The 20593-nt window shown below is 64.2% G+C and carries 20 protein-coding genes, 1 tRNA gene and 1 pseudogene; 13 read left to right on the top strand and 9 right to left on the bottom strand.

Translation table 11 applies throughout. The features are described from left to right. Nucleotides 1–34: 34 nt before the first annotated feature. Nucleotides 35–943: a peptidylprolyl isomerase gene (locus QAZ47_RS09615; RefSeq protein ID WP_278233072.1), complete on the bottom strand. Its 909-nt coding sequence runs from the start codon at nucleotides 941–943 to the stop codon at nucleotides 35–37. A gap of 264 nt (nucleotides 944–1207) precedes the next feature. On the opposite strand from QAZ47_RS09615, the gene secA reads away from it, so the two are divergent. Beyond that, the gene (secA, locus tag QAZ47_RS09610; RefSeq protein ID WP_278233071.1) at nucleotides 1208–3940 is read left to right on the top strand and encodes a preprotein translocase subunit SecA; all 2733 of its coding nucleotides are present in this window, start codon (nucleotides 1208–1210) and stop codon (nucleotides 3938–3940) included. A 77-nt stretch (nucleotides 3941–4017) separates the two neighbouring features. On the opposite strand, the gene QAZ47_RS09605 is transcribed toward secA, so the two are convergent. After that, nucleotides 4018–6633, bottom strand: a complete 2616-nt coding sequence (locus QAZ47_RS09605) for a LuxR family transcriptional regulator (protein WP_278233070.1) — start codon at nucleotides 6631–6633, stop codon at nucleotides 4018–4020. Nucleotides 6634–6879: 246 nt separating this feature from the next. Between QAZ47_RS09605 and QAZ47_RS09600 the strand changes: the two genes are divergently transcribed. From QAZ47_RS09600 to QAZ47_RS32085, 6 genes and pseudogenes are all read left to right on the top strand, one after another. Next, entirely contained in the window at nucleotides 6880–7152 is a 273-nt protein-coding gene (locus QAZ47_RS09600) for a DUF4242 domain-containing protein (protein WP_278233069.1), read from the top strand. A 55-nt stretch (nucleotides 7153–7207) separates the two neighbouring features. Then, nucleotides 7208–7417, top strand: a complete 210-nt coding sequence (locus tag QAZ47_RS09595; RefSeq protein ID WP_278233068.1) for a hypothetical protein — start codon at nucleotides 7208–7210, stop codon at nucleotides 7415–7417. A 112-nt stretch (nucleotides 7418–7529) separates the two neighbouring features. Continuing rightward, nucleotides 7530–8033 (top strand): hypothetical protein, encoded by a 504-nt coding sequence (locus tag QAZ47_RS09590; protein WP_278233067.1) that lies wholly within the window; start codon nucleotides 7530–7532, stop codon nucleotides 8031–8033. A gap of 225 nt (nucleotides 8034–8258) precedes the next feature. After that, nucleotides 8259–9662 (top strand): lipopolysaccharide biosynthesis protein, encoded by a 1404-nt coding sequence (locus QAZ47_RS09585; protein WP_278233066.1) that lies wholly within the window; start codon nucleotides 8259–8261, stop codon nucleotides 9660–9662. Further along, on the top strand, nucleotides 9662–10942 hold the full coding sequence (locus QAZ47_RS09580; protein ID WP_278233065.1) for a GNAT family N-acetyltransferase: 1281 nt from the start codon (nucleotides 9662–9664) through the stop codon (nucleotides 10940–10942). The genes QAZ47_RS09585 and QAZ47_RS09580 overlap by 1 nt, the downstream gene beginning before the upstream one ends. Then, a pseudogene (locus tag QAZ47_RS32085) lies at nucleotides 10943–11464 on the top strand (YncE family protein); the annotation flags it as partial. It lies immediately after the preceding gene. Here QAZ47_RS32085 and QAZ47_RS09570 read toward each other — a convergent pair. After that, nucleotides 11428–11559 carry a hypothetical protein gene (locus QAZ47_RS09570; protein WP_278233933.1) on the bottom strand — a complete coding sequence of 44 codons (132 nt, stop codon included), beginning with the start codon at nucleotides 11557–11559 and terminating at the stop codon, nucleotides 11428–11430. The pseudogene QAZ47_RS32085 and the gene QAZ47_RS09570 overlap by 37 nt on opposite strands. A 131-nt stretch (nucleotides 11560–11690) precedes the next feature. On the opposite strand from QAZ47_RS09570, the gene QAZ47_RS09565 reads away from it, so the two are divergent. Beyond that, the gene (locus QAZ47_RS09565; RefSeq protein ID WP_278233932.1) at nucleotides 11691–12176 is read left to right on the top strand and encodes a YncE family protein; all 486 of its coding nucleotides are present in this window, start codon (nucleotides 11691–11693) and stop codon (nucleotides 12174–12176) included. A 40-nt stretch (nucleotides 12177–12216) separates the two neighbouring features. Here the strand turns inward: QAZ47_RS09565 and QAZ47_RS09560 are convergent, their stop codons facing one another. After that, complete coding sequence (locus QAZ47_RS09560; RefSeq protein ID WP_278233064.1) at nucleotides 12217–12936, bottom strand: Crp/Fnr family transcriptional regulator; 720 nt, start codon at nucleotides 12934–12936, stop codon at nucleotides 12217–12219. A 756-nt stretch (nucleotides 12937–13692) separates the two neighbouring features. On the opposite strand from QAZ47_RS09560, the gene QAZ47_RS09555 reads away from it, so the two are divergent. After that, nucleotides 13693–14163, top strand: coding sequence for a nucleoside deaminase (locus QAZ47_RS09555; protein ID WP_278206490.1), 471 nt, complete (start codon nucleotides 13693–13695; stop codon nucleotides 14161–14163). Between the two features lie 21 nt (nucleotides 14164–14184). On the opposite strand, the gene QAZ47_RS09550 is transcribed toward QAZ47_RS09555, so the two are convergent. Then, nucleotides 14185–14269 (bottom strand) — tRNA-Leu (locus QAZ47_RS09550). A gap of 302 nt (nucleotides 14270–14571) precedes the next feature. Here QAZ47_RS09550 and QAZ47_RS09545 point away from each other — a divergent pair. Together QAZ47_RS09545 and QAZ47_RS09540 are read left to right on the top strand one after the other, a co-directional pair. Then, nucleotides 14572–15162: a YqaA family protein gene (locus tag QAZ47_RS09545; RefSeq protein WP_278206489.1), complete on the top strand. Its 591-nt coding sequence runs from the start codon at nucleotides 14572–14574 to the stop codon at nucleotides 15160–15162. A gap of 25 nt (nucleotides 15163–15187) precedes the next feature. Next, a complete protein-coding gene (locus QAZ47_RS09540) occupies nucleotides 15188–15706 on the top strand; it encodes a disulfide bond formation protein B (RefSeq protein ID WP_278206488.1) in 519 nt (172 codons plus the stop codon). Between the two features lie 157 nt (nucleotides 15707–15863). Here QAZ47_RS09540 and QAZ47_RS09535 read toward each other — a convergent pair whose 3' ends face one another. Further along, nucleotides 15864–16421 (bottom strand): HNH endonuclease, encoded by a 558-nt coding sequence (locus tag QAZ47_RS09535; protein ID WP_040970486.1) that lies wholly within the window; start codon nucleotides 16419–16421, stop codon nucleotides 15864–15866. Nucleotides 16422–16630: 209 nt separating this feature from the next. Beyond that, nucleotides 16631–17290, bottom strand: coding sequence for a DNA-3-methyladenine glycosylase (locus tag QAZ47_RS09530; RefSeq protein ID WP_278233063.1), 660 nt, complete (start codon nucleotides 17288–17290; stop codon nucleotides 16631–16633). A gap of 80 nt (nucleotides 17291–17370) precedes the next feature. Between QAZ47_RS09530 and gluQRS the strand changes: the two genes are divergently transcribed. Then, nucleotides 17371–18246, top strand: coding sequence for a tRNA glutamyl-Q(34) synthetase GluQRS (gluQRS, locus tag QAZ47_RS09525; RefSeq protein WP_278233062.1), 876 nt, complete (start codon nucleotides 17371–17373; stop codon nucleotides 18244–18246). A 20-nt stretch (nucleotides 18247–18266) separates the two neighbouring features. Here the strand turns inward: gluQRS and QAZ47_RS09520 are convergent, their stop codons facing one another. Further along, entirely contained in the window at nucleotides 18267–18554 is a 288-nt protein-coding gene (locus QAZ47_RS09520) for a hypothetical protein (protein ID WP_278206484.1), read from the bottom strand. A gap of 160 nt (nucleotides 18555–18714) precedes the next feature. On the opposite strand from QAZ47_RS09520, the gene QAZ47_RS09515 reads away from it, so the two are divergent. After that, on the top strand, nucleotides 18715–19614 hold the full coding sequence (locus tag QAZ47_RS09515) for a DMT family transporter (RefSeq protein WP_278233061.1): 900 nt from the start codon (nucleotides 18715–18717) through the stop codon (nucleotides 19612–19614). 89 nt (nucleotides 19615–19703) lie between these two features. On the opposite strand, the gene QAZ47_RS09510 is transcribed toward QAZ47_RS09515, so the two are convergent. Then, entirely contained in the window at nucleotides 19704–20555 is an 852-nt protein-coding gene (locus tag QAZ47_RS09510; protein ID WP_278206481.1) for a YihY/virulence factor BrkB family protein, read from the bottom strand. Between the last annotated feature and the right edge of the window lie 38 nt (nucleotides 20556–20593).

Here is a 20593-nt window from a genome sequence, read left to right as displayed (position 1 = left end):
GGCGCCCTTTGCAAAGGTCCCAGGCGAGAGCGGATTACTTGCCGCTCTCCAGCGTGTCGACCGCAGCCTTCAGCTTTCCGTCCGGGATCTCGACCTTGGCGGCGCCGCGCAATTCCTTGACCATGGCGAAATACTTGTCGCGGATGACTGCCTGCTTGGCCTGGTCCTTGACGTCGTCGAAGGCCGGCGGCTGCTTGGCGCGCTTGTCCTCGACCTTGATGACGTGCCAGCCGAACTGCGACTGCACCGGCTCCTTGGAGTATTTGCCGACATCGAGCGCGAACGCCGCCTTGTCGAACTCCGGCACCATCTGCCCGGGACCGAACCAGCCGAGATCGCCGCCGTTCGACTTGCCGCTCGGGTCGCTGGTATGCTCGTTGGCGAGCTTCTGGAAATCGGCGCCGCCGTCGAGCTGCTTGATGATCGCCTCGGCCTCTTCCTTCGTCTTCACGAGGATGTGACGGGCGTGGATTTCATTGACCGGCGGCGTGTTTGCGATTTCCTGGTCGTAGCGGGCGCGAACCTCGGCGTCCGTAACCTTGTTGACGACCTCCTTCTCGACCACCTCGCCATGCAGGGCGCGCTGCTGCAGGAACGCCATGCGACGCTGGAAATCGGCATCCTTGTCGAGACCGCTGTCGACCGCCTTTTTGGCCATGACGCGGATTTCGATGGCCGCCGAAAGGGCGGCGGCGCGGCGCTGTTCCGGCGGCAGCTGCTGGAACTGCTGCGACAGCTCGCCTTCGGCAAGCGCAAGATCAGCCTCGGTCAGCTTCTCGCCGTTGATGGTGGCGACGATGGCGTTCGGCGCAGCGGCGGGAGCCGCGGCGTCCGGCTGGGCTGGCTTGGTTTCCTGTGCCATCAGCGGCGACAGTGAAAGTGCCGAGAGCCCGAAGGCCAGGCCAAGGCTGGCGAGCGACGCGCGGCGGAACAGCAGGGACATCAAGATAAACTCCAATGGGGATTGCCAATAAGGATCGCTTGAGCGGAAAGGTTCCAGATCAGTCCGATTGTGGCGGAATTTGGCGCTGCCCGTGGGGCTAACGCGGCGTTGACATCAGTTGAGCCCCCTCTTATCTGTCCAACGACTTGGCGTCCAGAACCGTTTTCCGGGCGCTTTTTGCGTTTGTCCGCATTCACGCGGATTTGATGGGCCCGCCAGGCGCCTGTCGCAAACGGCTAAAATTGCTATCGAAAGGACCATTGGATGGTCAGTCTCGGCGCTCTCGCGCGTAAGGTTTTCGGCTCTTCCAACGACCGCCGAGTCAAGTCGACCCGGCCCCGGGTCGAGGCCATCAATGGGTTGGAAAACGAGATGCGGGCGCTCTCTGATGCCGAGCTTGCCGGCCGCACCGAAAAATTCCGCCAGGATCTCGCCAACGGCGCTTCTCTCGACGACTTGCTCGTACCGGCTTTCGCCACCGTGCGCGAGGCGGCCCGCCGCGTTCTGGGCATGCGTCCTTTTGATGTGCAATTGATCGGCGGCATGGTGCTGCACAATGGCGGCATCGCCGAAATGCGCACGGGCGAAGGCAAGACGCTTGTCGCCACCTTGCCGGTCTATCTCAATGCGCTCGCCGGCAAGGGCGTGCACGTCGTCACCGTCAACGATTATCTCGCCAAGCGCGACGCCGAATGGATGGGCCGCATCTACAAGTTCCTCGGCCTCAGCGTCGGCATCATCGTCCACGGTCTTTCGGATGACGAACGCCGCGACGCCTACGCCGCCGACGTCACCTACGCCACCAACAACGAGCTCGGCTTCGACTATCTGCGCGACAACATGAAATACGAGCGTTCGCAGATGGTGCAGCGCGGCCATGCCTACGCCATCGTCGACGAGGTCGACTCCATCCTGGTCGATGAAGCGCGCACCCCGCTGATCATTTCCGGTCCGCTCGAGGACCGCTCGGAAATGTACAACACCATCGACGCCTTCATGCTGAAGCTCGGCCCTGCCGACTACGAGGTCGACGAAAAGCAGAAGACCACGATCTTCACCGAGGACGGCACCGAAAAGCTGGAAAACATGCTGCGCGACGCCGGCCTTTTGAAGGGCGAGTCGCTTTACGACGTGGAGAACGTGGCCATCGTCCATCACGTCAACAACGCGCTGAAGGCGCACCTTCTGTTCCAGAAGGACAGGGACTACATCGTGCGAAACGGCGAGATCGTCATCATCGACGAGTTCACCGGCCGCATGATGCCCGGCCGCCGCTATTCGGAAGGCCTGCACCAGGCGCTCGAGGCCAAGGAACATGTGCAGATCCAGCCGGAGAACCAGACGCTGGCCTCCGTCACCTTCCAGAACTATTTCCGCCTCTACAAGAAGCTCGCCGGCATGACCGGCACGGCGCTGACCGAGGCCGAGGAATTTGCCAACATCTACAATCTCGAGGTCACCGAGATCCCGACCAACCTGCCGGTTGCCCGCAAGGACGAGGACGACGAGGTCTACCGGACGGTGGATGAGAAGTACAAGGCGATCGTCAAGGAGATCCGCGACGCCCGCGAGCGCGGCCAGCCGATCCTGGTCGGCACCACCTCGATCGAGAAATCCGAGCAGCTGGCCGAGCGCCTGCGCAAGGAAGGCATCAAGAACTTCGAAGTCCTCAACGCCCGCCACCATGAGCGCGAGGCGTCCATCGTCGCCCAGGCCGGCAAGCCTGGCGCCATCACCATCGCCACCAACATGGCCGGCCGCGGCACCGACATCCAGCTCGGCGGCAATGCCGACATGCGCATCGCCGAGGAGCTTGCCGAGGTTCCGGCCGGACCGGAGCGCGAGGCGCGCGAAAAGCAGATCCGCGACGACATCGCGCAGCTGAAGGAAAAGGCGCTGGCCGCCGGCGGCCTCTATGTATTGGCCACCGAGCGCCATGAATCGCGCCGCATCGACAACCAGCTTCGCGGTCGTTCCGGCCGCCAGGGCGACCCGGGCCGCTCGAAATTCTTCTTGTCGCTGCAGGACGATTTGATGCGCATCTTCGGCTCCGAGCGCATGGACGGCATGCTGCAGAAGCTCGGCCTCAAGGAAGACGAGGCCATCATCCACCCGTGGATCAACAAGGCGCTGGAAAAGGCGCAGAAGAAGGTCGAGGCGCGCAACTTCGACATCCGCAAGAATCTGCTGAAATACGATGACGTCTCCAACGACCAGCGCAAGGTGGTGTTCGAGCAGCGCATCGAGCTGATGGACGGCGAAGGCCTGTCCGAGACGGTCACCGAGATGCGCGAGGGCGTCATCGAGGAAATCGTCACCAAGAACATCCCGGAAAACGCCTATGCCGAGCAGTGGAACGTTGCCGGCCTGAAGGAAGAGGTGGCGCAGTATCTCAACCTCGACCTGCCGGTAGAGGAGTGGGTCAAGGAAGAGGGCATCGCCGAGGACGATATCCGCGAACGCATCTCGGCCGCCGCCGAGGCAGCCGCCAAGGAGCGCGCCGAGCGCTTCGGCCCCGACGTGATGAGCTATGTCGAGCGTTCGGTGGTGCTGCAGACGCTAGACCATCTGTGGCGCGAGCACATCGTCAATCTCGACCACCTGCGCTCGGTCGTCGGCTTCCGCGGCTATGCCCAGCGCGACCCGCTGCAGGAATACAAGGGTGAGGCCTTCGAGCTGTTCCAGGGCATGCTCGGCAATCTGCGCCAGGCCGTCACCGCGCAGCTGATGCGCGTCGAGCTCGTCCGCCAAGCGGCTGAAGCGCCGCCGCCGGCTGCGCCCGACATGTTCGGCAGCCATATCGACGGCACCACGGGCGAGGACGATTTCCAGGGCGGCGAGACCGCATTGCTGGTCCGCCAGGATCAGAGCGCCATCGTCGCACCGGAGAATCGCGACCCGAAGAATCCGGCGACCTGGGGCAAGGTCGGCCGCAACGAGGCCTGCCCCTGCGGCTCCGGCAAGAAGTACAAGCACTGCCACGGCGCCTTCGCCTGACTCCCTCTTCCTTCTCCCCGTTCAACGGGGACGAGGGGCCCGAAGGGCGGATGAGGGGCAGGCGCAGGAAACAAGCCTCACAACAATCCCGATGCCCGCGCCGCGGCCGTCGCCTCGCCGCGCGAGACGGCTTCCAGCTTCTCCAGCACTGCCGAGACATGGTGATCGACCGTCTTCGGCGAAATGGTCAGGTGCGCGGCGATCTTCTTGTTGGAGAAGCCACGCTCGATCAGTTGCAGCACTTCCATCTGGCGCTGGGTGAGACCGGCGAGGTTGGCGCGCGTTGCCTGCCTTGGTCCGCGCGCGATATGGCTGACGCCGCTTTGCCGCATCATGCCGCGCACGTGCTGCGCCACCGGCCTTGCGCCAAGCCCTTCGAAGATGTCGAGCGCCTCGCGCAACGCCGCTTCGTCGCCTTGCAGCAGGGCGAGCGCGCGTTCGAAGGGGGCGTCGATCCCGGCCCAGAATGCCGCGGCGCCGCGCCAGTCGCCGGCAAGCAGAAGGCGATGCGGCTCCGCCATGCCGCCGGTCTCACCCGGATCATCGTCAGGCGCCAGCAGCTGCCGCCAGGTCGCCAGCTCGCCGAACACGGCGCGCGTCGGCGACAGGCTTTCAGCCAGGTCGATCAGGCGCAGCGCCTCTTCCCTGTCGCCTTGCCAGAGCCATGCGAGCTCGGCCATCACCATCGCGTAAGGCACCAGCCGCTGCAGCTCCATGCCTTTGTCCAGGAACCGCCTCATCTCGTCCAGCACCGGCTCGGCCGAAGGATCGCCCCGCCGGATGCGCAGCCTCGCCAGCGCCACCAGCGACGGGTAGCGCACGAGCGCGGTCGTTGCCTCGTTGTCGATGACGTCATGCGCCACCGCGGCCGCGTCGTTCCACAGGCCGCGCCGCAGCAACAACTGCGCCTGCACGCCGCGCATGTAGTCGCGCCAGGTCGCGAGATCGTTCTCGACGCAATAGGCGATGCCACGGTCGAGAAGGGCCTCCGCCTCGTTGAGGTTGATCCGGTTCATCTCGACGCAGGCGCAATTGGTGAAGGCGCGCGCCGCATGCTCCTGGAAATTACCTGCAAGGGCGATTCCAAGGCTGCGGGCGAGGTCGCGCCGCCCTTTGGCGAAATCCAGCCATTGTCCGGCTGCCCCGACATTGTTGAGCGCGTGACAAAGGATGTCCGGCCGGTTCAGCCGCTCCGCCAGCTCCACGGCCTTGCCGCCGAGCGAAAGCGTCTCGTCGAGCCTTTCGGCCAGCATCGCCAGTTGGGAAAGGTTCGAGTACGCCATGGCAAGTTCGGGACTGTCGGGGGCCGTTTCCAGCAGCTCGACCGCCTGTGTCCCGAACCGATCCGCTGCCTCGCGGTCGCCCAGCAGATAGGCGAAGCGCGACAGGCATCTGAGGCTGTCGCCTTCCTTCAGCCTGTCGCCCAGCGCTTGCTGCAGCCGGCGCGCTTCGCCCTGTGCCTCCATGGCCGCGTCGATGCGGCCGATGAGATGGCATTCGAAGGCATGGCCTTCATGGAGCGCCGCCTGGCTTTCCATCGGTAGGCCGTCGGAATGGCGCAAGGCGACCTCGTAATGGCCGGCGGCATCGCGATGCGCGCCGACGCGGGAAGCCTCGCGCGCCGCAAGCGGCGCAAGCGTGCGCACCGCCTCCAGGTTCTGCGCCTCCACCGCATGATGCACCAGCCTTGCGGTGGCCACATCCGGGTTCTCCTGCAGTGCCGCCAGTGCGCGCTGGTTGTACTCGCGCCGTCGGCTCGGCGTCAGCGCCATCTCGATGGCCCGGCGAGCGATCTCGTGCCGGAAGGCGTAGCCGTCGCCGAAATCCTCGAGCAGGCCCTGGCTGACGCATTCGGCGAGTTGGCCGGCTGCCGCGATCCCGCACAGGCCGCTGAGCGCCCAGGCATCGGCGCGGCGCGGAAACACGGACACCGCGTCGAGCATCGAACGGGCGCCGGGCGACAGCCGTTCGGCCCGCGCCAGAACCGCGTCGCGAACGCTCGCCGGCAACGCGCTGTCGCTTTCGGCGGCGAGCAGTTCGGTAACGAAGAAGGCGTTGCCGGCGGTGGCCCGGTAGATCGCGTCGCCGTCGCGGCCGGCCCGCTCCGCGAGCGACAGCACGGCGGCCCCGCTGAGCAACGGCACCTCGATACGCGCGACATTGCCGGCCGGGATCTCGCCAAGTGCCCGGCGAACGCGCATCTGTCCTTCGCTGCGATCGGTGCGCGCCGTGACCAAGAGCAGAATGTGGGAGTTTGCAATGCGCCGGCCAAGAAAGCGGACGAGATCGAGCGTCGCGTCATCCGCCCAATGCAGGTCCTCGATGACAAGCAGGCTCGGACCCTTCGCCTCGAAGACGTCGAGCGCGTCGGAAAACAGCGGCAGCCGCTGCCCCTGCCGATCGTCGATCGCCCGCGGCAGTTCCCACTGCGCCTCGCGGGCGAGGTCGTAGAGCGGCCCCAGCGGATCGGGTATCGACAGGTCCTCGCAGGCGCTGCGGAGTAAGGTCACCCCTTGCCCGACACGATCCACGCCCACATGATCCACGCCCACGCGGTCTACGAAAGCCTCGACCAGCGCCGTCTTGCCCGCGCCGGCCTCGCCCGACAGCGCCACGACGCGGCCGCAGCCTTGCATCGCATGCGTCAGCAGGGCCTCCAGTTGCTGGAGCTGCGTCTGCCTTTCCAGAAGCATTCTCTCTCTCTCTCGCGAAGTCAGGATTTTAACCGCGGCGGGACGCCGCCTCGATAGTCCGGACGGGCGCTCAATAATGTGACCTTCCACACATTGAGGTTCATCTCTCCACAAATAACGTTTCTAACATGGGGAATCGTCCCGCCAAATATGGGGAAAGGTGCCGATGCGCGGATTTTGCGAGCGTGGTTTTAGTCCGGCCGCGCTTGAACCGAGCGCGATTCAATCACCAAAGGAAAACCAATCATGCCTCGTTATCTGGTTGAACGCACATTTTCCGAAGGCCTCAACGTGCCGATGAACGATGCCGGCGCGGCAGCCATGGGCGGTGTCATCGCCCGCAACGCCGAAAAGGGCGTGACCTGGGTGCAGTCATTCGTTTCACCCGACAAGTCGAAGAGCTTCTGCGTCTATGACGCGCCCTCGCCCGAGGCGATCCGCAGCACGGCGCAGAAGAATTCGCTTCCCGTCGACAAGATCACGGAGGTGCGGGTCCTCGACCCTTACTTTTATCGCTGATCAACGGCGCAAAGATGCGCTTCAGATCGTCCCTGCCGAAGGCGGACCTGATGTCATGCCGGACAGCGAGGGAATATCCGCCCCCGCCGATATCCTCACGCCACGGCGCGGCTTCATCCGGCGGGCCATGGCGGCGCTGCTTTCGCCTGTGCGAAACCGGCGCCGCCGGTTGCCGCCGCGGGACGATTATCTGAGACGCGATATCGGCCTCGATGAGCGCGAGATGCCGCGCGAATACTGGGAATATTGGTGGCATCACTGGTGATCTGACGAGCGGGTCCGATAGGCCCGCAACGACAGGCGCGACAGGCGTTTGAACGTGGCCTTTGACCGGCCCGCTATGACTTTGCGCGCCTCAACCGAATTGGAGAGGAAAAATGAGCATCCACAACTGGTCCCGGTGCCTCGTCGCGGTTTCGGCCCTGACCGTCATGGCGGCCGGCGCCGTCAGCGCCGAGGCCATGAATTCGCTGGCCGAAAAGGTGCGGGCGGCCGATAGCCGCTTCGAGGACGTGGCGGCGGCGAAGGCCGAAGGCTATGCGCCGATCCCCTGCGCCAGCGGCCTTACCGGCGGCGCCATGGGCATACACTGCGTCAATGCCGCCTATCTGAAGGACGACGCCGTCAACGTCGCCAAGCCCGAGGCGGTGATGTACGAACCGATGGCCGACGGCACGCTGAAGCTGATCGCCGTCGAGTACATCACCTCGAAGGGTCCGGCCTCGCTCGAAGGTCACCTGTTCAACTTCAACACGGCGCCCAACCGCTACGGCCTCGGCCCGTTTTACGAGCTTCACGTCTGGGCCTGGAAGCCGAATCCGACCGGCGCCTTCGCAGACATGAATCCGAACGTGTCCTGCGACGCGATGAAGGGGATGTAAGAGCGTCCCTGTGGAACTTGGGACACCGGCGCCGCGTCCGGTGTCCTCCCTTCCCCTGCCAGGGGAAGGGCGAGCGCGGCGCCGGCTGGCTCCCCTTGCCTACGGGCAATCCCCGGCGCTCGCTCGCCTTTCGCTGCCCGCTGTCCCTCCTCACCCAACCGTTTCTTAAGGTGTTTCGGATAGACCGAAATCCTGGAAAGAGGCGGAAAAGGGAGAGAATTCGGGGTGCGCTTTTCCGCGGCTACGACTGCCGGGCGGTTCCTGCCGCAGCGCTGGGCGCGGCGCATGCGCCCGCTGCTTGGCCGCATCGACGCCGCGCTGTTCACCGCCGACGAACGCGGCGAAGCCGGCCGCATGTCGCTGATCGCCTTTTCCATCCGCATCGTCAGCGCCGTCATCGCCTTCGTCAGCCAGGTGCTGATGGCGCGCTGGATGGGCTCGTTCGAATACGGCATCTTCGTGCTGGTCTGGGTGACGATGGTCATCGTCGGCAACCTTGCCTGCCTCGGCTTCCACACCTCGGTCATTCGCTTCATTCCCGAGTACCGCGAGCGCGGCATGCTCGCCGAGCTGCGCGGCATTGTCCTGGCGAGCCGGCTGTTCGTGCTTATCGCCTCGACGGTGATCGCCGGCCTCGGGGCGCTTGGCGTCTGGCTCGCCTCGCCCTGGATCGAGAGCTACTACGTCATCCCCTTCATCCTCGGCGTCATCTGCCTGCCGATGATCGCGATGGGCGATCTTCTGCAGGGGCTGGCGCGGGCGAATTCATGGGCGCTGTTCGCGCTGTCGCCGACCTATCTGGTGCGGCCGGTGCTGATCCTGGCGTTCATGGCGGCAATGCTCGCCCTGAACTACGCCCCCGACGCCAAGACCGCCATCTTCGCCTCGATTGCCGCTACCTATATCACGACGCTCGGCCAACTGATGGGCGTCACCTCCCGCATGGACAAGAAGATCCCGGCCGGTCCGATGACCGTGCATTTCAGCCGGTGGTTCCTCGTCTCGCTGCCGATCTTCCTGGTCGAGAGTTTCTTCTTCCTGCTCACCAATGCCGACGTGCTGATGGTCGGCGCCTATCTCGACCCCAACGACGTCGCCGTCTACTTCGCCACGGTGAAGACGCTGGCGCTGGTGCATTTCGTCTATTTCGCGGTCAAGGCGGGCGTTGCCCAGCGTTATGCGCAGTTCACCCATGGCGAGCCGGAAAGGCTCGCCGCCTTCGCCCGCGAGACCGTCTCCTGGACCTTCTGGCCGTCGCTAGCGATGGCGCTGCTGGTGCTCGCGCTCGGCGAACCGATGCTGGTGCTGTTCGGCCCGGAATTCACCGCCGGCTATCCGCTGCTCTTCCTGCTCGTCTTCGGCGTCGTCGCGCGCGGCGCCGTCGGCCCTTGCGAAAGCCTGCTCACCATGAGCGGCAACCAGAACATCTGCGCCGCCGTCTACGCCATGACGCTTGCCTTGAACATCGGTCTCAACGTGGTCCTGATCCCGCTCTTCGGCCTCTGGGGCGCCGCGATCGCCACCAGCCTCGCCATGATCTTCGAGGCAGGCGCGCTGTCCTTCACCGTCTGGCGCAAGCTCGGCATCGTCATGGCGATTTTCGTGCCTGCAAATAAGGAAATCGCCTGATGGCCGCCGTTCCGTTGCTTGAGGAGACCAGCGGCGGCCCGGCCGGCGCCATGGTGTCGGGCCTTGCCGGCCTCGCCAGGGAGGCCGATCCCGCCCATATCGAGCTCTTCGCCAACAACCGGCCGGAGCGCAAGCTCGCGATCTATCCGGCATCCGCGGGCTTCGACCTCGTCGAGGAGCTCGATTATCTCAGCGCCCGCACGATCGAGCCCAATGTGTTCTTCAACCCGCGCTTCCTGGCCCCCGCCATGCCGAGGCTCGAGGACCGCGAGGTGCGGCTGGCCGTGATCCGCGACGGCGACGAGTTCCGCAACCGGTTGCGGCTTCTGGTGCCGTTCTCGGTCGAGCGGCCGGCGATCCCGCTCGGCGTATCGGTCATGCGCACATGGTCGAGCCCGTTCGGTCCGCTCGGCACGCCGCTGGTCGACCGCGACGATCCGGTCGGCGTCATCGAGGATTTCTTCTCGATGCTGGGGAGGCCGCATCTCAAGCTGCCGAAGGTGTTCGTGCTGCCCGACATGCGGCTGGACGGTCCCGTGGCGAGCCTGCTCACGTCCTTTGCCGACAGCCGCGGCCTGACCCTGGTCACCACCGGCAGGGTCGAGCGCCCGGTGCTGGAAAGCGACGCCGACGGCGACGGCTATCTCAAGGCCTCGCTGCGCTCGCATCACCATCGCGAATTCCGCCGCCTGAAGCGGCGCCTCGCCGACCTCGGCAAGCTCGAGCATGTCGTGGCGCGCGGACAGGACGAAATCCGCCACGCCATCGAGGGCTTCCTGACGCTGGAGGCCGCCGGCTGGAAGGGCCGCGAGCGCACGGCCATGGCGATCGACCGCTACCGCGCCGCCTTCGCCCGCGAGGCCGTGCACCGGCTCGCCGAGCACGACATGTGCCGCATCCATTCGCTGACGCTCGACGGCCGCACCATCGCCTGCCTCGTGGTGTTCGTCGAGGCTGGTGTCGCCTATACTTGGAAGACGGCCTATGACGAGGCGCTCTCCGCCTATTCGCCGGGCACGCTTCTGATGATCGAGGTGACGAAACAGCACCTCGACGACCCCAACATCGTCATGACCGATTCCTGCGCGGTGCCCGACCATCCGGTGATGAGCCGGCTGTGGACGGAACGCAAGCCGATGGGCACGCTGGTGGTCGGCCTGACGCCCGACGCCGACCGGCTGGCCCGCCAGGCGGCCTCGCAGCTCCACCTTTACCGCGAGACCCGCAACATGGCGCGCATCCTGCGCAACCGCATGCGGGGCCTGTTGAAAAGGCGCTAGATGAAAGGCTGCACACCGGCTATGGCATCCGGCGGCCGGGTCCGGCCAACCTTCACCACAATGCATTTCCCGATGATCGAAACCTTCCTGCGCTTCGCCCGCCTCTGTACGCCGCTCGTCCTGATCGCCATGCTTCCGGCCCGGGCCCTGGCCGATACTTGCCCCGAGGATTGCAGCGAGCCCCCGCCTTCGCTCGTCGACATCTATGTCCACACCACCGCCGGCCATATGAGCCCGGCCACGGCGGGTGCGTTGTCGCGCGTCTACGTGCCCAACCGCTCCTCGAACAGCGTTTCCGTCATCGACCCGGTGACGCTGAAGGAGGTCGGCAGGTTTCCGGTCGGCAGCAAGCCGCAGCACGTCGTTCCGTCCTGGGACCTGAAGACGCTCTGGGTGGCCAACAACGGCACCGGCAGGAACGGCAGCCTGACGCCGATCGATCCGACGACCGCCAAGCCCGGCAAGCAGGTGCCGGTCGACGACCCCTACAACATGTACTTCATGCCGGACGGCAGCGCCGCCATCATCGTCGACGAGGCCCTGAAGCAGCTCGACCTGCGCGATCCGCAGACCATGACGCTGAAATCGATCATCCTGACGCCGACCTGTCCCGGCATCAACCATGCCGACTTCGCGGCCGACAATTCCTACGCGATCTTCACCTGCGAATATGGCGACGGCGGGCTGGCCAAGATCGACCTCAAGAACCGGAAGGTGCTCGGCCATCTCGATCTGTCGAAGATGGGCGATGCCGCAGGACATCAGGCTGTCGCCCGACGGCAAAATCTTCTACGTCGCCGACATGATGAACGACGGTGTGTTCCTCATCGATGGCGACAGTTTCAAGGAGATCGGCTTCATCGCGACGGGCATAGGCGCGCACGGCTTTGTCGTCAGCCGCGACGGCAAGCGGCTCTACGTCTCGAACCGCGGCTCGCACAAGATGGAGCAGGGCCGCGCCGACGGGCCTGGCAGCGTGACGGTGATCGACTTCGCCAGGCGCCAGGTCGTCGCGCAATGGCCGATCCCGGACGGCGGCAGCCCCGACATGGGCAATGTCAGCGCCGACGGCAAGCAGCTCTGGCTGTCCGGCCGCTTCGACGGCGAGGTCTATATGATCGACACGATGTCAGGCGCGGTGACCAAGATCCGCGTCGGTGTCGAGCCGCATGGCCTGACGGTCTGGCCGCAGCCAGGGCGGTATTCGCAAGGGCATACGGGCAATATGCGATGAAGTGTATGCTCGCGGTGGACTTGGAAACCCTTTAAGCGCCTCAACTTTCTACATATTCGCCCGCGAACCCGGCAAACTTTATCAGCCCCGCCCGATCGATCATGCGAACATGGCCATGCCGGAATTCGAGGAACTTGCGCTCTCGCAACTCCCGCAGCATCCGATTGACATGGATCGGAGTGAGGCCGAGGACATCCGCGAGATCGTACTGGGTGAGAGGACATTCGAAGCTGTCATGGTTGACCGCGCCGACCCGCTCCAGACGCGCGATCAGTTCGAGGAACAGATGCGCCGACCGTCCCAGCGCGCTGCGCCGTCCAACATTGGTGAGATGTTGGGCGATCACCGCTCCGTTTTGCACGAGTGCCTCGAGAATAACGGAAAAGAGCGGAGGCGATTTCATGGCGGCAAGGGCGAATGTCTTGGTCGAAGCGACCAGCACCGAAAGGTCGGTTAGCGCCACGAATGTCTCGAGAGCGCCGCCTCCGTTGAACTGAGGCAGCACGATATCGCCCTTCAGGGCGAAGTCCAGGATCTGTCGTTGACCGCCGGCGAGTTCATGAGCAATGCAGCCCCAGCCCGACTCGACGACGAACATCCGATCTTTGTTCTCGCCCTGCCTGACGATCACCGTCTCCGCCGCATAGCGTCTTGGCGTGAACCCAAGCGCCTTGATCAGTGCGGTGGTGTCGTCGTCAAATCCGGCGTGTACTGGACGATTCTCATTTGCCCGCAAAAAAGGATGCGAAGAGTATGTCATCTATTGCCCCGCCCAATATTTTCCTCCCCCAACTTCCTCCTCGGATTGAGTGTACATCAAACAGATGCGATCAGTACAACGCCTCATTTCCGTTGAACATGCACCTGTTCCGTAGAATGGCCGGCACCAGGATTTGAATTTCGTTTTGGGGCGAACCGGTCAGCTTTTGTTCCTCTTGAAGTTTTCCCGCATCGACTCGACTATTTTGCTGGCAACGAGGCAGCTTCGGTTGTCCACTTCATCGGCGGCGTTGCGCAACGTCGTCGACGCGTCCCTGAGCAACCCTCTAATCTCCGCGGCTGACAAGAGTTCGGATGCTTCGAGCTCGAGCAGCACCGACTCACTCACATGCAGCGCTGCAAGGGCAACCGCTCGCGGCCTGGTCGCCATCAGCTTTACGAGATCGCCGTTGGGCCTGGCACGCGATTTTCTTTTTGCCATGGTTGCGTCTCAACCGTCCGGACAAGAAGGGCTCAGAATTCCATTGCTTCGACGCATTTCCGCAGTTCGGAGACGCATATCGCCAGGCATTCTATCCCGCTTTGCAGGTCCGACCCAGAGGCACGGGATACCGAATTCGCAGTAGCTCCAACCTACTACCGCCTGGGAACTGCAGCAGCGCTGTCGGCGTCGATGGTGCGGCTGGTTGAAGATGACCAGGCATCGCGTGATCCTGGCCCATGGCCGCGAGGAATTTCATGTCGAGACAACTTCCCGCCCTTCCCGCGCCGCCTCCCGTGCCTTAATCTGCGCGATATGACGCGCGACCGGATGATCGCCCACCTACTCGCGGCAGATGCCGTTGCCCGCGACGCAGCCGCGCACGGCCATCATCCGTTCGGCGCGGTGCTGGTCGGCCCCGAGGACGCGATCCTCATGCGCCAGGGCAATATCGACACCGTGCATCACGCCGAAACCGAACTTGCGCGGCGCGCGGCGGCAGCCTATTCGCCGGAGTTTCTCTGGACCTGCACGCTGGTCTCGACAGGCGAGCCGTGCGCGATGTGCACCGGAACGCTCTACTGGGCGAATATCGGCCGGCTGGTCTACGGTTTCGAGGAGAGCAAGCTTCTCACGCTGACCGGGGACCATCCCGAAAACCCGACGATGAGCCTGTCCTCGCGCGTTGTGCTCGGTTCCGGGCAGAAGAAGGTCGAGGTTCACGGCCCCTTCCCCGAAATCGAGGACCAGCTTCTCGCTGCCCACCGTGACTTCTGGCGGCGTTAGCCTGGCGACCAAGGCGGTCAATGGTGCCCCTAGCCGGGATCGAACCAGCACTCCTTGCGGAACTCGATTTTGAGTCGAGCGCGTCTACCAATTCCGCCATAGGGGCTCAGGCCGGGCGGCCTGGATGGGCGCGGACTATACGGGCCGAGGGCCTTTCGTCAACTGGCCTGTTGCCGATTTGCCAGCGCCAGCCGCGCCTTACGGTTTCGTGAAGACGCTGCCATTGTGCGGCGCACAAAAACTTTCTAGACAGACGGCGCGCCGAAACGCCTCAGCCGGAAGCGTCTGCTGCGGCGCTTTGGGTTCTTGTCTTCCTGCCTGTCGTTGCCCAAAACCGCTAAGCGCTTCGGGTAGCATGCACTAGAGCAATTCCAGGTCTGGATTGCGTCAACCGCATTAGGAGAGCCGATGCTTCGCGGACTTTACGACTGGACCCTGTCGCTGGCGGCCAGGAAATCGGCCGAATGGTGGCTGGCCTTCATCGCCTTCGTCGAAAGCTCCGTCTTCCTGGTGCCGGCCGACGTGCTCTATCTGCCGATGGCGCTGTCCAGGCCCGACCGCGCCTATCGCTATGCACTGATCGCAACGGTCGCTTCGGTGCTGGGCGGCATCGCCGGATGGTTCATCGGCCATTACGCTTACGAGGCGGTCGCCAAGCCGATCCTCGAATTCTACGGCAAGTATGATGAGTTCGAGGCGCTGCGTACCTCATCCGGCGTCGGCTTCATCATCCTGATGCTGATCACCTCGGGCGCGGCGCATTTGCCGCCGATCAAGGTGGTGACCATCTTGTCGGGCGTCATCGGCGTCAACCTCTTGCTGTTCATCGGGCTTGCGATCGTCGCGCGCGGCGCCCGCTTCCTGCTGCTTGCCTGGCTGCTGCGCCGCTACGGCGAGTCGATCAAGGAGTTCATCGAGAAGCGTTTGGGAACGATTGTCGGTGCCGGCGCCGCTGCCCTGATTTTGCTCTATATCCTCGTCAGATACGCCCACGGGTAACAGCCAAGCGAACGGACCAGGACCGATGACAGCGACCATGAATGCCGACACAGGACGCCAGCGGACTCGGGCCGCGCTGTTTCTCGCGGTTGCCATGGCGGCTACCGTCGGCTCCGCGCTCGCCTTCCAGTACATAGGCGGCTACATCCCCTGCCATCTCTGCCTCGAGCAGCGCACCCCCTATTATATCGGCGCGCCGCTGATGCTGGTCGCGGCGATCGCCTCGATGCTGCGCGCGCCGGCCTGGGTGACGCGCGGGCTGCTGGCGATCGGCGGCCTGCTGATGCTCTACGGCCTCTATCTCGGCGTCTACCATTCCGGCGTCGAATGGGCCTGGTGGAAAGGTCCGGCAGACTGCACCGCCGGCGCCGGCCCGGTCGATACCGGCGGCAAGGGCGTGCTCGACGCGCTCGACAAATTCGTCCCGCCCTCCTGCGACAAGGCAGCGCTTCGCATCCTCGGCCTGTCGCTCGCCGGCTGGAACGCCATCGCCAGCCTTATCCTGGCGACCGTCGCCTTCCGCAGTGCGCTTTCCCGCGACTAGTTTAGGGCGCCGACGCGGGATCGTTCAAAGAATTCGGCAGGCTGAGCCGGATGAAGTGATTTTCGAGAACCGGAGCGGAGCGGACATTTAAGTCCGTGAGCACCGGAAGCGCAGAAAATTGCTTCAGGCGGCCAGCCTCCCGAATTATCGAACGATCTCAAGGTTCCAGTTCGACATCCCAGTACAGATAATCCATCCAGCTTTCATGCAGATGGTTGGGCGGGAACAGGCGGCCGTTGTTATGCAGGTCGTGCACCGTCGGCTGGTAGGGCTTCTGCAGCGGCCACATCTTGGCCTGCGCCGGCATCATGCCGCCTTTCCTGAGATTGCAGGGCGAGCAGGCGGCCACGACATTCTCCCAGGTCGTCGCCCCGCCGCGATGGCGCGGGATGACATGGTCGAAGGTGAGGTCGTCGGTCGTGCCGCAATACTGGCACTGGAAGCGGTCGCGCAGGAACACGTTGAAGCGGGTGAAGGCCGGGTGCCGCGACGGCTTCACATAGGCCTTGAGGCTCACCACGCTCGGCAGCTTCATCGAAAAGGTCGGCGAGGAGACGGCGTGCTCGTACTCGGCAACGATGTTGACCCGGTCGAGGAAGACGGCCTTGATGGCGTCCTGCCACGACCAGAGCGACAAGGGGTAATAGCTGAGCGGACGGTAGTCCGCATTCAGCACCAGCGCGGGAAGCCCATCCGGAGATACGGCAACCGTCACGTTGTTGGCCTCCTTGGTTCAGCGCGTGACCCCGAAAATCGTATGATTTTCGGAAAGGATCATGCGCCACTTCAAAAGTCCTACAGCGTTTTAGCTCATCCAACCGGATGGCCGGCGCTGTAACCGAACGGCGCGGATACTGTAAGCCCGACATGACAAGGATGTGAAGCGGATTGTCGTTCCGCGAAACGGTCAAAAATGCATGATTTTCATGCTTTTTTGGCCATTTCGACAGGGGGCGCCGCATCCCGGCCCTTCAATTCACGGTAATAGGCCCAGAAAAGCCGCGACGCGACACCCCGCCACGGGCTCCATGATTCGGCCAGCCGAATCAGTGTTTTCTCCGGCGGACGGGGGTCGATGCCCAGCGCATGGCCGACCGCCGTCTGCAGCGCGACGTCGCGGGCGGGGAAGACATCGGGATGGCCGGCGGCGAAAAGCAGATAGCACTCCGCCGTCCAGGGGCCGATGCCGGGCACGGCCGTCATCGCGGCGATCGCCTCGCCGGCGTCGAGCGAGCAGAGGTGATCGAGATCGAGCCCGCCGGCCACGGCTTCGGCGACGGCGATCAACCCGCGCTGCTTCGGCCGCGACAGGCCGGCCTCGCGAAAAATGTCCTCGCCGGCGCAAAGTATCCCTTCCGGCGTCAGCGGGTCGACCAGCCTGGTCAGCCGGCCGAAGATGGCATCGGCGCTGGCGCGGGACACCTGCTGCGAGACGATGATCGAGGCGAGGCTCCCGAATCCCGGCTCCGACAGCCGGAGCGGCACTTCGCCCGCCATGCCGCGCACCTTCTCCAGCCGCGGATCGATGAGGCAGAGCGCGTCCAGCCCTGCTGCAATGTCGTCGAGCGAGGCGATGCGTTGCACGTTGCTTGTTCCCAGATCGGCAATTGATGGCTAACTATCAACCGGCGGAAGCGCCTTTCAACCCGAACGCCGCCTGAGACATGACGCTCCTGACATTTCGCTTTGCGCCGAGCCCCAACGGCGAATTGCATCTCGGCCATGCCTATTCGGCACTGCTCAACCAGCAAATGGCGGCGCGGACGGGCGGGCGGCTCTTGCTGCGCATCGAGGATATCGACATCACCCGCTGCACGCCGGAATTCGAGGCCGGCATATACCGCGACCTGAAATGGCTGGGCCTCGCCTGGCAAGAGCCGGTGCGGCGCCAGTCCGAGCATTTTTCCGAATACAAGGCCGTGCTCGACCGGCTGATCGCCGAGGAACTGGTTTATCCCGCCTTCATGAGCCGGGGCGAGATCCGCGCCTTCATTGCCGAGACCGAGAAACGTGGCCGCGACTGGCCGCGCGACCCCGACGGCGTGCCGCTCTATCCGCCTCTGGACAAGGCCTTGCCGATGAAGGAGCGCAAGCGGCGCATTGCCGACAACATGTCTTTCGCCTGGCGGCTCGACGTCGAAGCCGCCACGGCGCGCATGGCGGGCGCCCTGTCGTGGATCGAATTCACCGACGGGACCATGGCTGCGACGGGCACGGTCGAGGCAAGGCCGCAGGCCTGGGGCGACGTCATCGTGGCGCGCCGCGACATCCCGACCAGCTATCATCTTGCCGTGGTGGTCGACGACGCGCTGCAGGGCGTCAGCCATGTCGTGCGCGGCCAGGACCTTTGCGCGGCGACCGGCGTGCAGCGCCTGCTCCAGGAATTGCTCGGCCTCCCGGCGCCGCGTTATTTCCATCACCGCCTGATCCTCGGACCGGACGGAAGGAAATTGTCGAAGAGCCTCAAGGACACCGGCCTTGCCGCGCTGAGGCAGGCAGGCGTGTCGCCGCAGGGCGTCAGGCAGCTGATCGGGCTCTAGCTGGGTTTTCGACGCACTGGCTACAGACGAGCCAGCCCGGCCTTGATCAGCGCCATCACGCTGATGAACACGAAAGCGCCGCTCAGGCCCCACGCCACAGCAAGTTTGAGGTCCCTGAAAGTGATGCCGTGCTCGTTGGCGACCATGACGGCAACGAAGAAACCCAGCGTGAAGAGCAGCGTGTTTCCGGTCGAGCCGAAGCCGTCGTCCTTCATGATGGCATCGAGCGCGGTGCCGAAGAAGAAACCGAAGACGGCGACGGTCGCCACCGCGAACAGCAGCCAGGTCGTACCGAGATGCAAAAGCATGCCTGCCCATGGCGTGCCTTAACGCCATGCCCCTCTGGCACCGTTTGTTGAATTCGAATGAGCTTATGGATCAACCGTTTCGTTTTGCTTGCCGAATTGAACGGCATTAGAGCAATTGCCGTCATTGACTCTTCACCCGCAGCCAGAGCTCCTCCCGAAAATGCACAGCATCAAGCGGTTCATTCCCGCCTCTTTCGTCGTCCTGTGGGCGACCGGCTTCATCGGCGCGCGCTATGCCATGCCGTGGGCGGAGCCTTTCACCTTCCTCGCCATACGCTTCGTGCTGGCGGCGATCCTGTTTGCGGGCTTGACCGTGCTGCTCGGCTCGCGCAGGGCGAGCCGCGAAGAGGCGCTTCACGCGACGATGGCCGGCGTTCTCATGCACGGCGTCTATCTGGGCGGCGTGTTCTGGGCGATCCATAGAGGCATGCCGGCCGGACTTTCGGCGCTGATCGTCGGCCTGCAGCCGCTGATCACGGCGGTGCTTGCCGGCAAATTCCTCGGCGAGGCGATCCTGCCGCGCCATTGGGCGGGCCTCGCCGTCGGGCTTTTGGGCGTCGTCATCGTGCTCTGGCCGAAGCTCGGCATGATCGGCGGCGGCGTCAACGCGGCGACGCTGACGGCCTCGCTGATCTCGGTGCTCGGCATGGCCGCCGGAACGATCTGGCAGAAGCGCTTCGCCTCCGGCGGCGACCTCGTCTCGGCGACGATGTGGCAGTATGTCGGCGGCTCGATCGTGACGATCCTCGGGTCGCTCGCCTTCGAGACGCACACGATCACCATCAACGGCGAGCTCGTCTTCGCCATGGCCTGGCTGGTCCTGGTGCTGTCGGTCGGCGCCATCTTCCTGTTGATGGTGATGATCAGGGACGGCGAGATGTCGAAGGTCGCTTCACTGTTCTACCTGGTGCCGGCCGTCACCGCGGTCATCGCTTGGGCCCTGTTCGGCGAAGCGCTCAATGCGCTGCAGATCGCCGGCATGGCGATAGCCACGCTGGGCGTCGCCCTGGCGACGGCGCGGCAGACGAAGGAAAAGGGAACTGGGGAACTGAGGAACTGAGGAATTGAGGAACTGAGGAATTGAGGAATTGAGAGGGAAACGTACCGCCGGCTATTGTCGCTTTTTCTTCAGTTCCTCAGTTCGCGAGCTCAGCCAACTCTCGCGCGCGCTTCGAGATACCGGCTGATCGAGGCGTTGAGCTCGCCGCCGAGGATGAAGATGGCCGAGATCATGTAGAGGAAGACCACCGCGATCATGATGGAGGCGAGCCCCGCATAGGTCGTCACATAGGACGAGAAGTGGTCGAGATAGATGGCGAAGATGGTCGAACCGGCCAGCCAGGCGATCAGCGTGAAGACGATGCCGGGAATGATCGAGACGAAGCGGCGCTTGCCGGCCGGCAGCCAGATATGCACGGCGAAAAGGCCGATGACGATGACCGTCGAGGCGATGACGTAGCGCCATATCGTGATCGTGCCCATATAGGGCTTGATCCATTCAAACTGCGCCTCGGCCAGCCGCGCCAGCAGCGGCGCGAACACCAGAAGCACGCTGATGGCGAGAAAACAGGCGGTCGCGATCAAAACGAAGATGATGCTCTGCACCCGGCGGTAGATGATGCCGCGCGTCTCGGCGACCCGGTAGGCGCGGTTGAGAGAGGTGCGCAGCGCCTCGATGCCGTTCGAGGCGAAGTAGGCGGCCAAAAGCACGCCGTAGGTCAGAAGGTCGGTGCGCCGCACGGTGAGCACGTTCTGCACCTCGCGCGCGATCGGCTTGGCGATCTGCTCCGGCCAGGTGTCGAACACCAGATGCACGGCCGTGTCGGCGAAGGCGCGCGCGCCGAGGAAGCTGGCCAGCGTGGTGGCGAAGATCAGGAACGGAAACAGCGCCATCAGCGAGGTGATCGCCAGATGGCTGGCCATCGCCCAGCCGTCGTCCGTCGTGAAATGGCCGATCGCATCGTAGAGCACGCGCTTGACGGCGACGATATTCCTGAGCAAGGACCGGCGCTCCGCTCGATTGTGTCGACGCCGCGAAT

The sequence above is a fragment of the Mesorhizobium sp. WSM4904 genome (assembly GCF_029674545.1).
In the GTDB taxonomy this organism is placed as follows: Bacteria; Pseudomonadota; Alphaproteobacteria; order Rhizobiales; family Rhizobiaceae; genus Mesorhizobium.
This window is presented reverse-complemented; position numbering and strand designations above follow the sequence as displayed.

What these genes read in the sequence shown, in the direction of transcription:
- QAZ47_RS09570 (WP_278233933.1), bottom strand. Translation starts at nt 11,559, where the DNA reads ATGCCGGGACAGGTCGGCGTCAGGATGATCGATTTCAGCGTCATGGTC.
- QAZ47_RS09555 (WP_278206490.1), top strand. Translation starts at nt 13,693, where the DNA reads ATGACGCGCGACCGGATGATCGCCCACCTACTCGCGGCAGATGCCGTT.
- QAZ47_RS09515 (WP_278233061.1), top strand. Translation starts at nt 18,715, where the DNA reads ATGCACAGCATCAAGCGGTTCATTCCCGCCTCTTTCGTCGTCCTGTGG.
- QAZ47_RS09545 (WP_278206489.1), top strand. Translation starts at nt 14,572, where the DNA reads ATGCTTCGCGGACTTTACGACTGGACCCTGTCGCTGGCGGCCAGGAAA.
- gluQRS (WP_278233062.1), top strand. Translation starts at nt 17,371, where the DNA reads ATGACGCTCCTGACATTTCGCTTTGCGCCGAGCCCCAACGGCGAATTG.
- QAZ47_RS09615 (WP_278233072.1), bottom strand. Translation starts at nt 943, where the DNA reads ATGTCCCTGCTGTTCCGCCGCGCGTCGCTCGCCAGCCTTGGCCTGGCC.
- QAZ47_RS09520 (WP_278206484.1), bottom strand. Translation starts at nt 18,554, where the DNA reads ATGCTTTTGCATCTCGGTACGACCTGGCTGCTGTTCGCGGTGGCGACC.
- QAZ47_RS09560 (WP_278233064.1), bottom strand. Translation starts at nt 12,936, where the DNA reads ATGACATACTCTTCGCATCCTTTTTTGCGGGCAAATGAGAATCGTCCA.
- secA (WP_278233071.1), top strand. Translation starts at nt 1,208, where the DNA reads ATGGTCAGTCTCGGCGCTCTCGCGCGTAAGGTTTTCGGCTCTTCCAAC.
- QAZ47_RS09540 (WP_278206488.1), top strand. Translation starts at nt 15,188, where the DNA reads ATGACAGCGACCATGAATGCCGACACAGGACGCCAGCGGACTCGGGCC.
- QAZ47_RS09600 (WP_278233069.1), top strand. Translation starts at nt 6,880, where the DNA reads ATGCCTCGTTATCTGGTTGAACGCACATTTTCCGAAGGCCTCAACGTG.
- QAZ47_RS09595 (WP_278233068.1), top strand. Translation starts at nt 7,208, where the DNA reads ATGCCGGACAGCGAGGGAATATCCGCCCCCGCCGATATCCTCACGCCA.
- QAZ47_RS09580 (WP_278233065.1), top strand. Translation starts at nt 9,662, where the DNA reads ATGGCCGCCGTTCCGTTGCTTGAGGAGACCAGCGGCGGCCCGGCCGGC.
- QAZ47_RS09605 (WP_278233070.1), bottom strand. Translation starts at nt 6,633, where the DNA reads ATGCTTCTGGAAAGGCAGACGCAGCTCCAGCAACTGGAGGCCCTGCTG.
- QAZ47_RS09590 (WP_278233067.1), top strand. Translation starts at nt 7,530, where the DNA reads ATGAGCATCCACAACTGGTCCCGGTGCCTCGTCGCGGTTTCGGCCCTG.
- QAZ47_RS09565 (WP_278233932.1), top strand. Translation starts at nt 11,691, where the DNA reads ATGCCGCAGGACATCAGGCTGTCGCCCGACGGCAAAATCTTCTACGTC.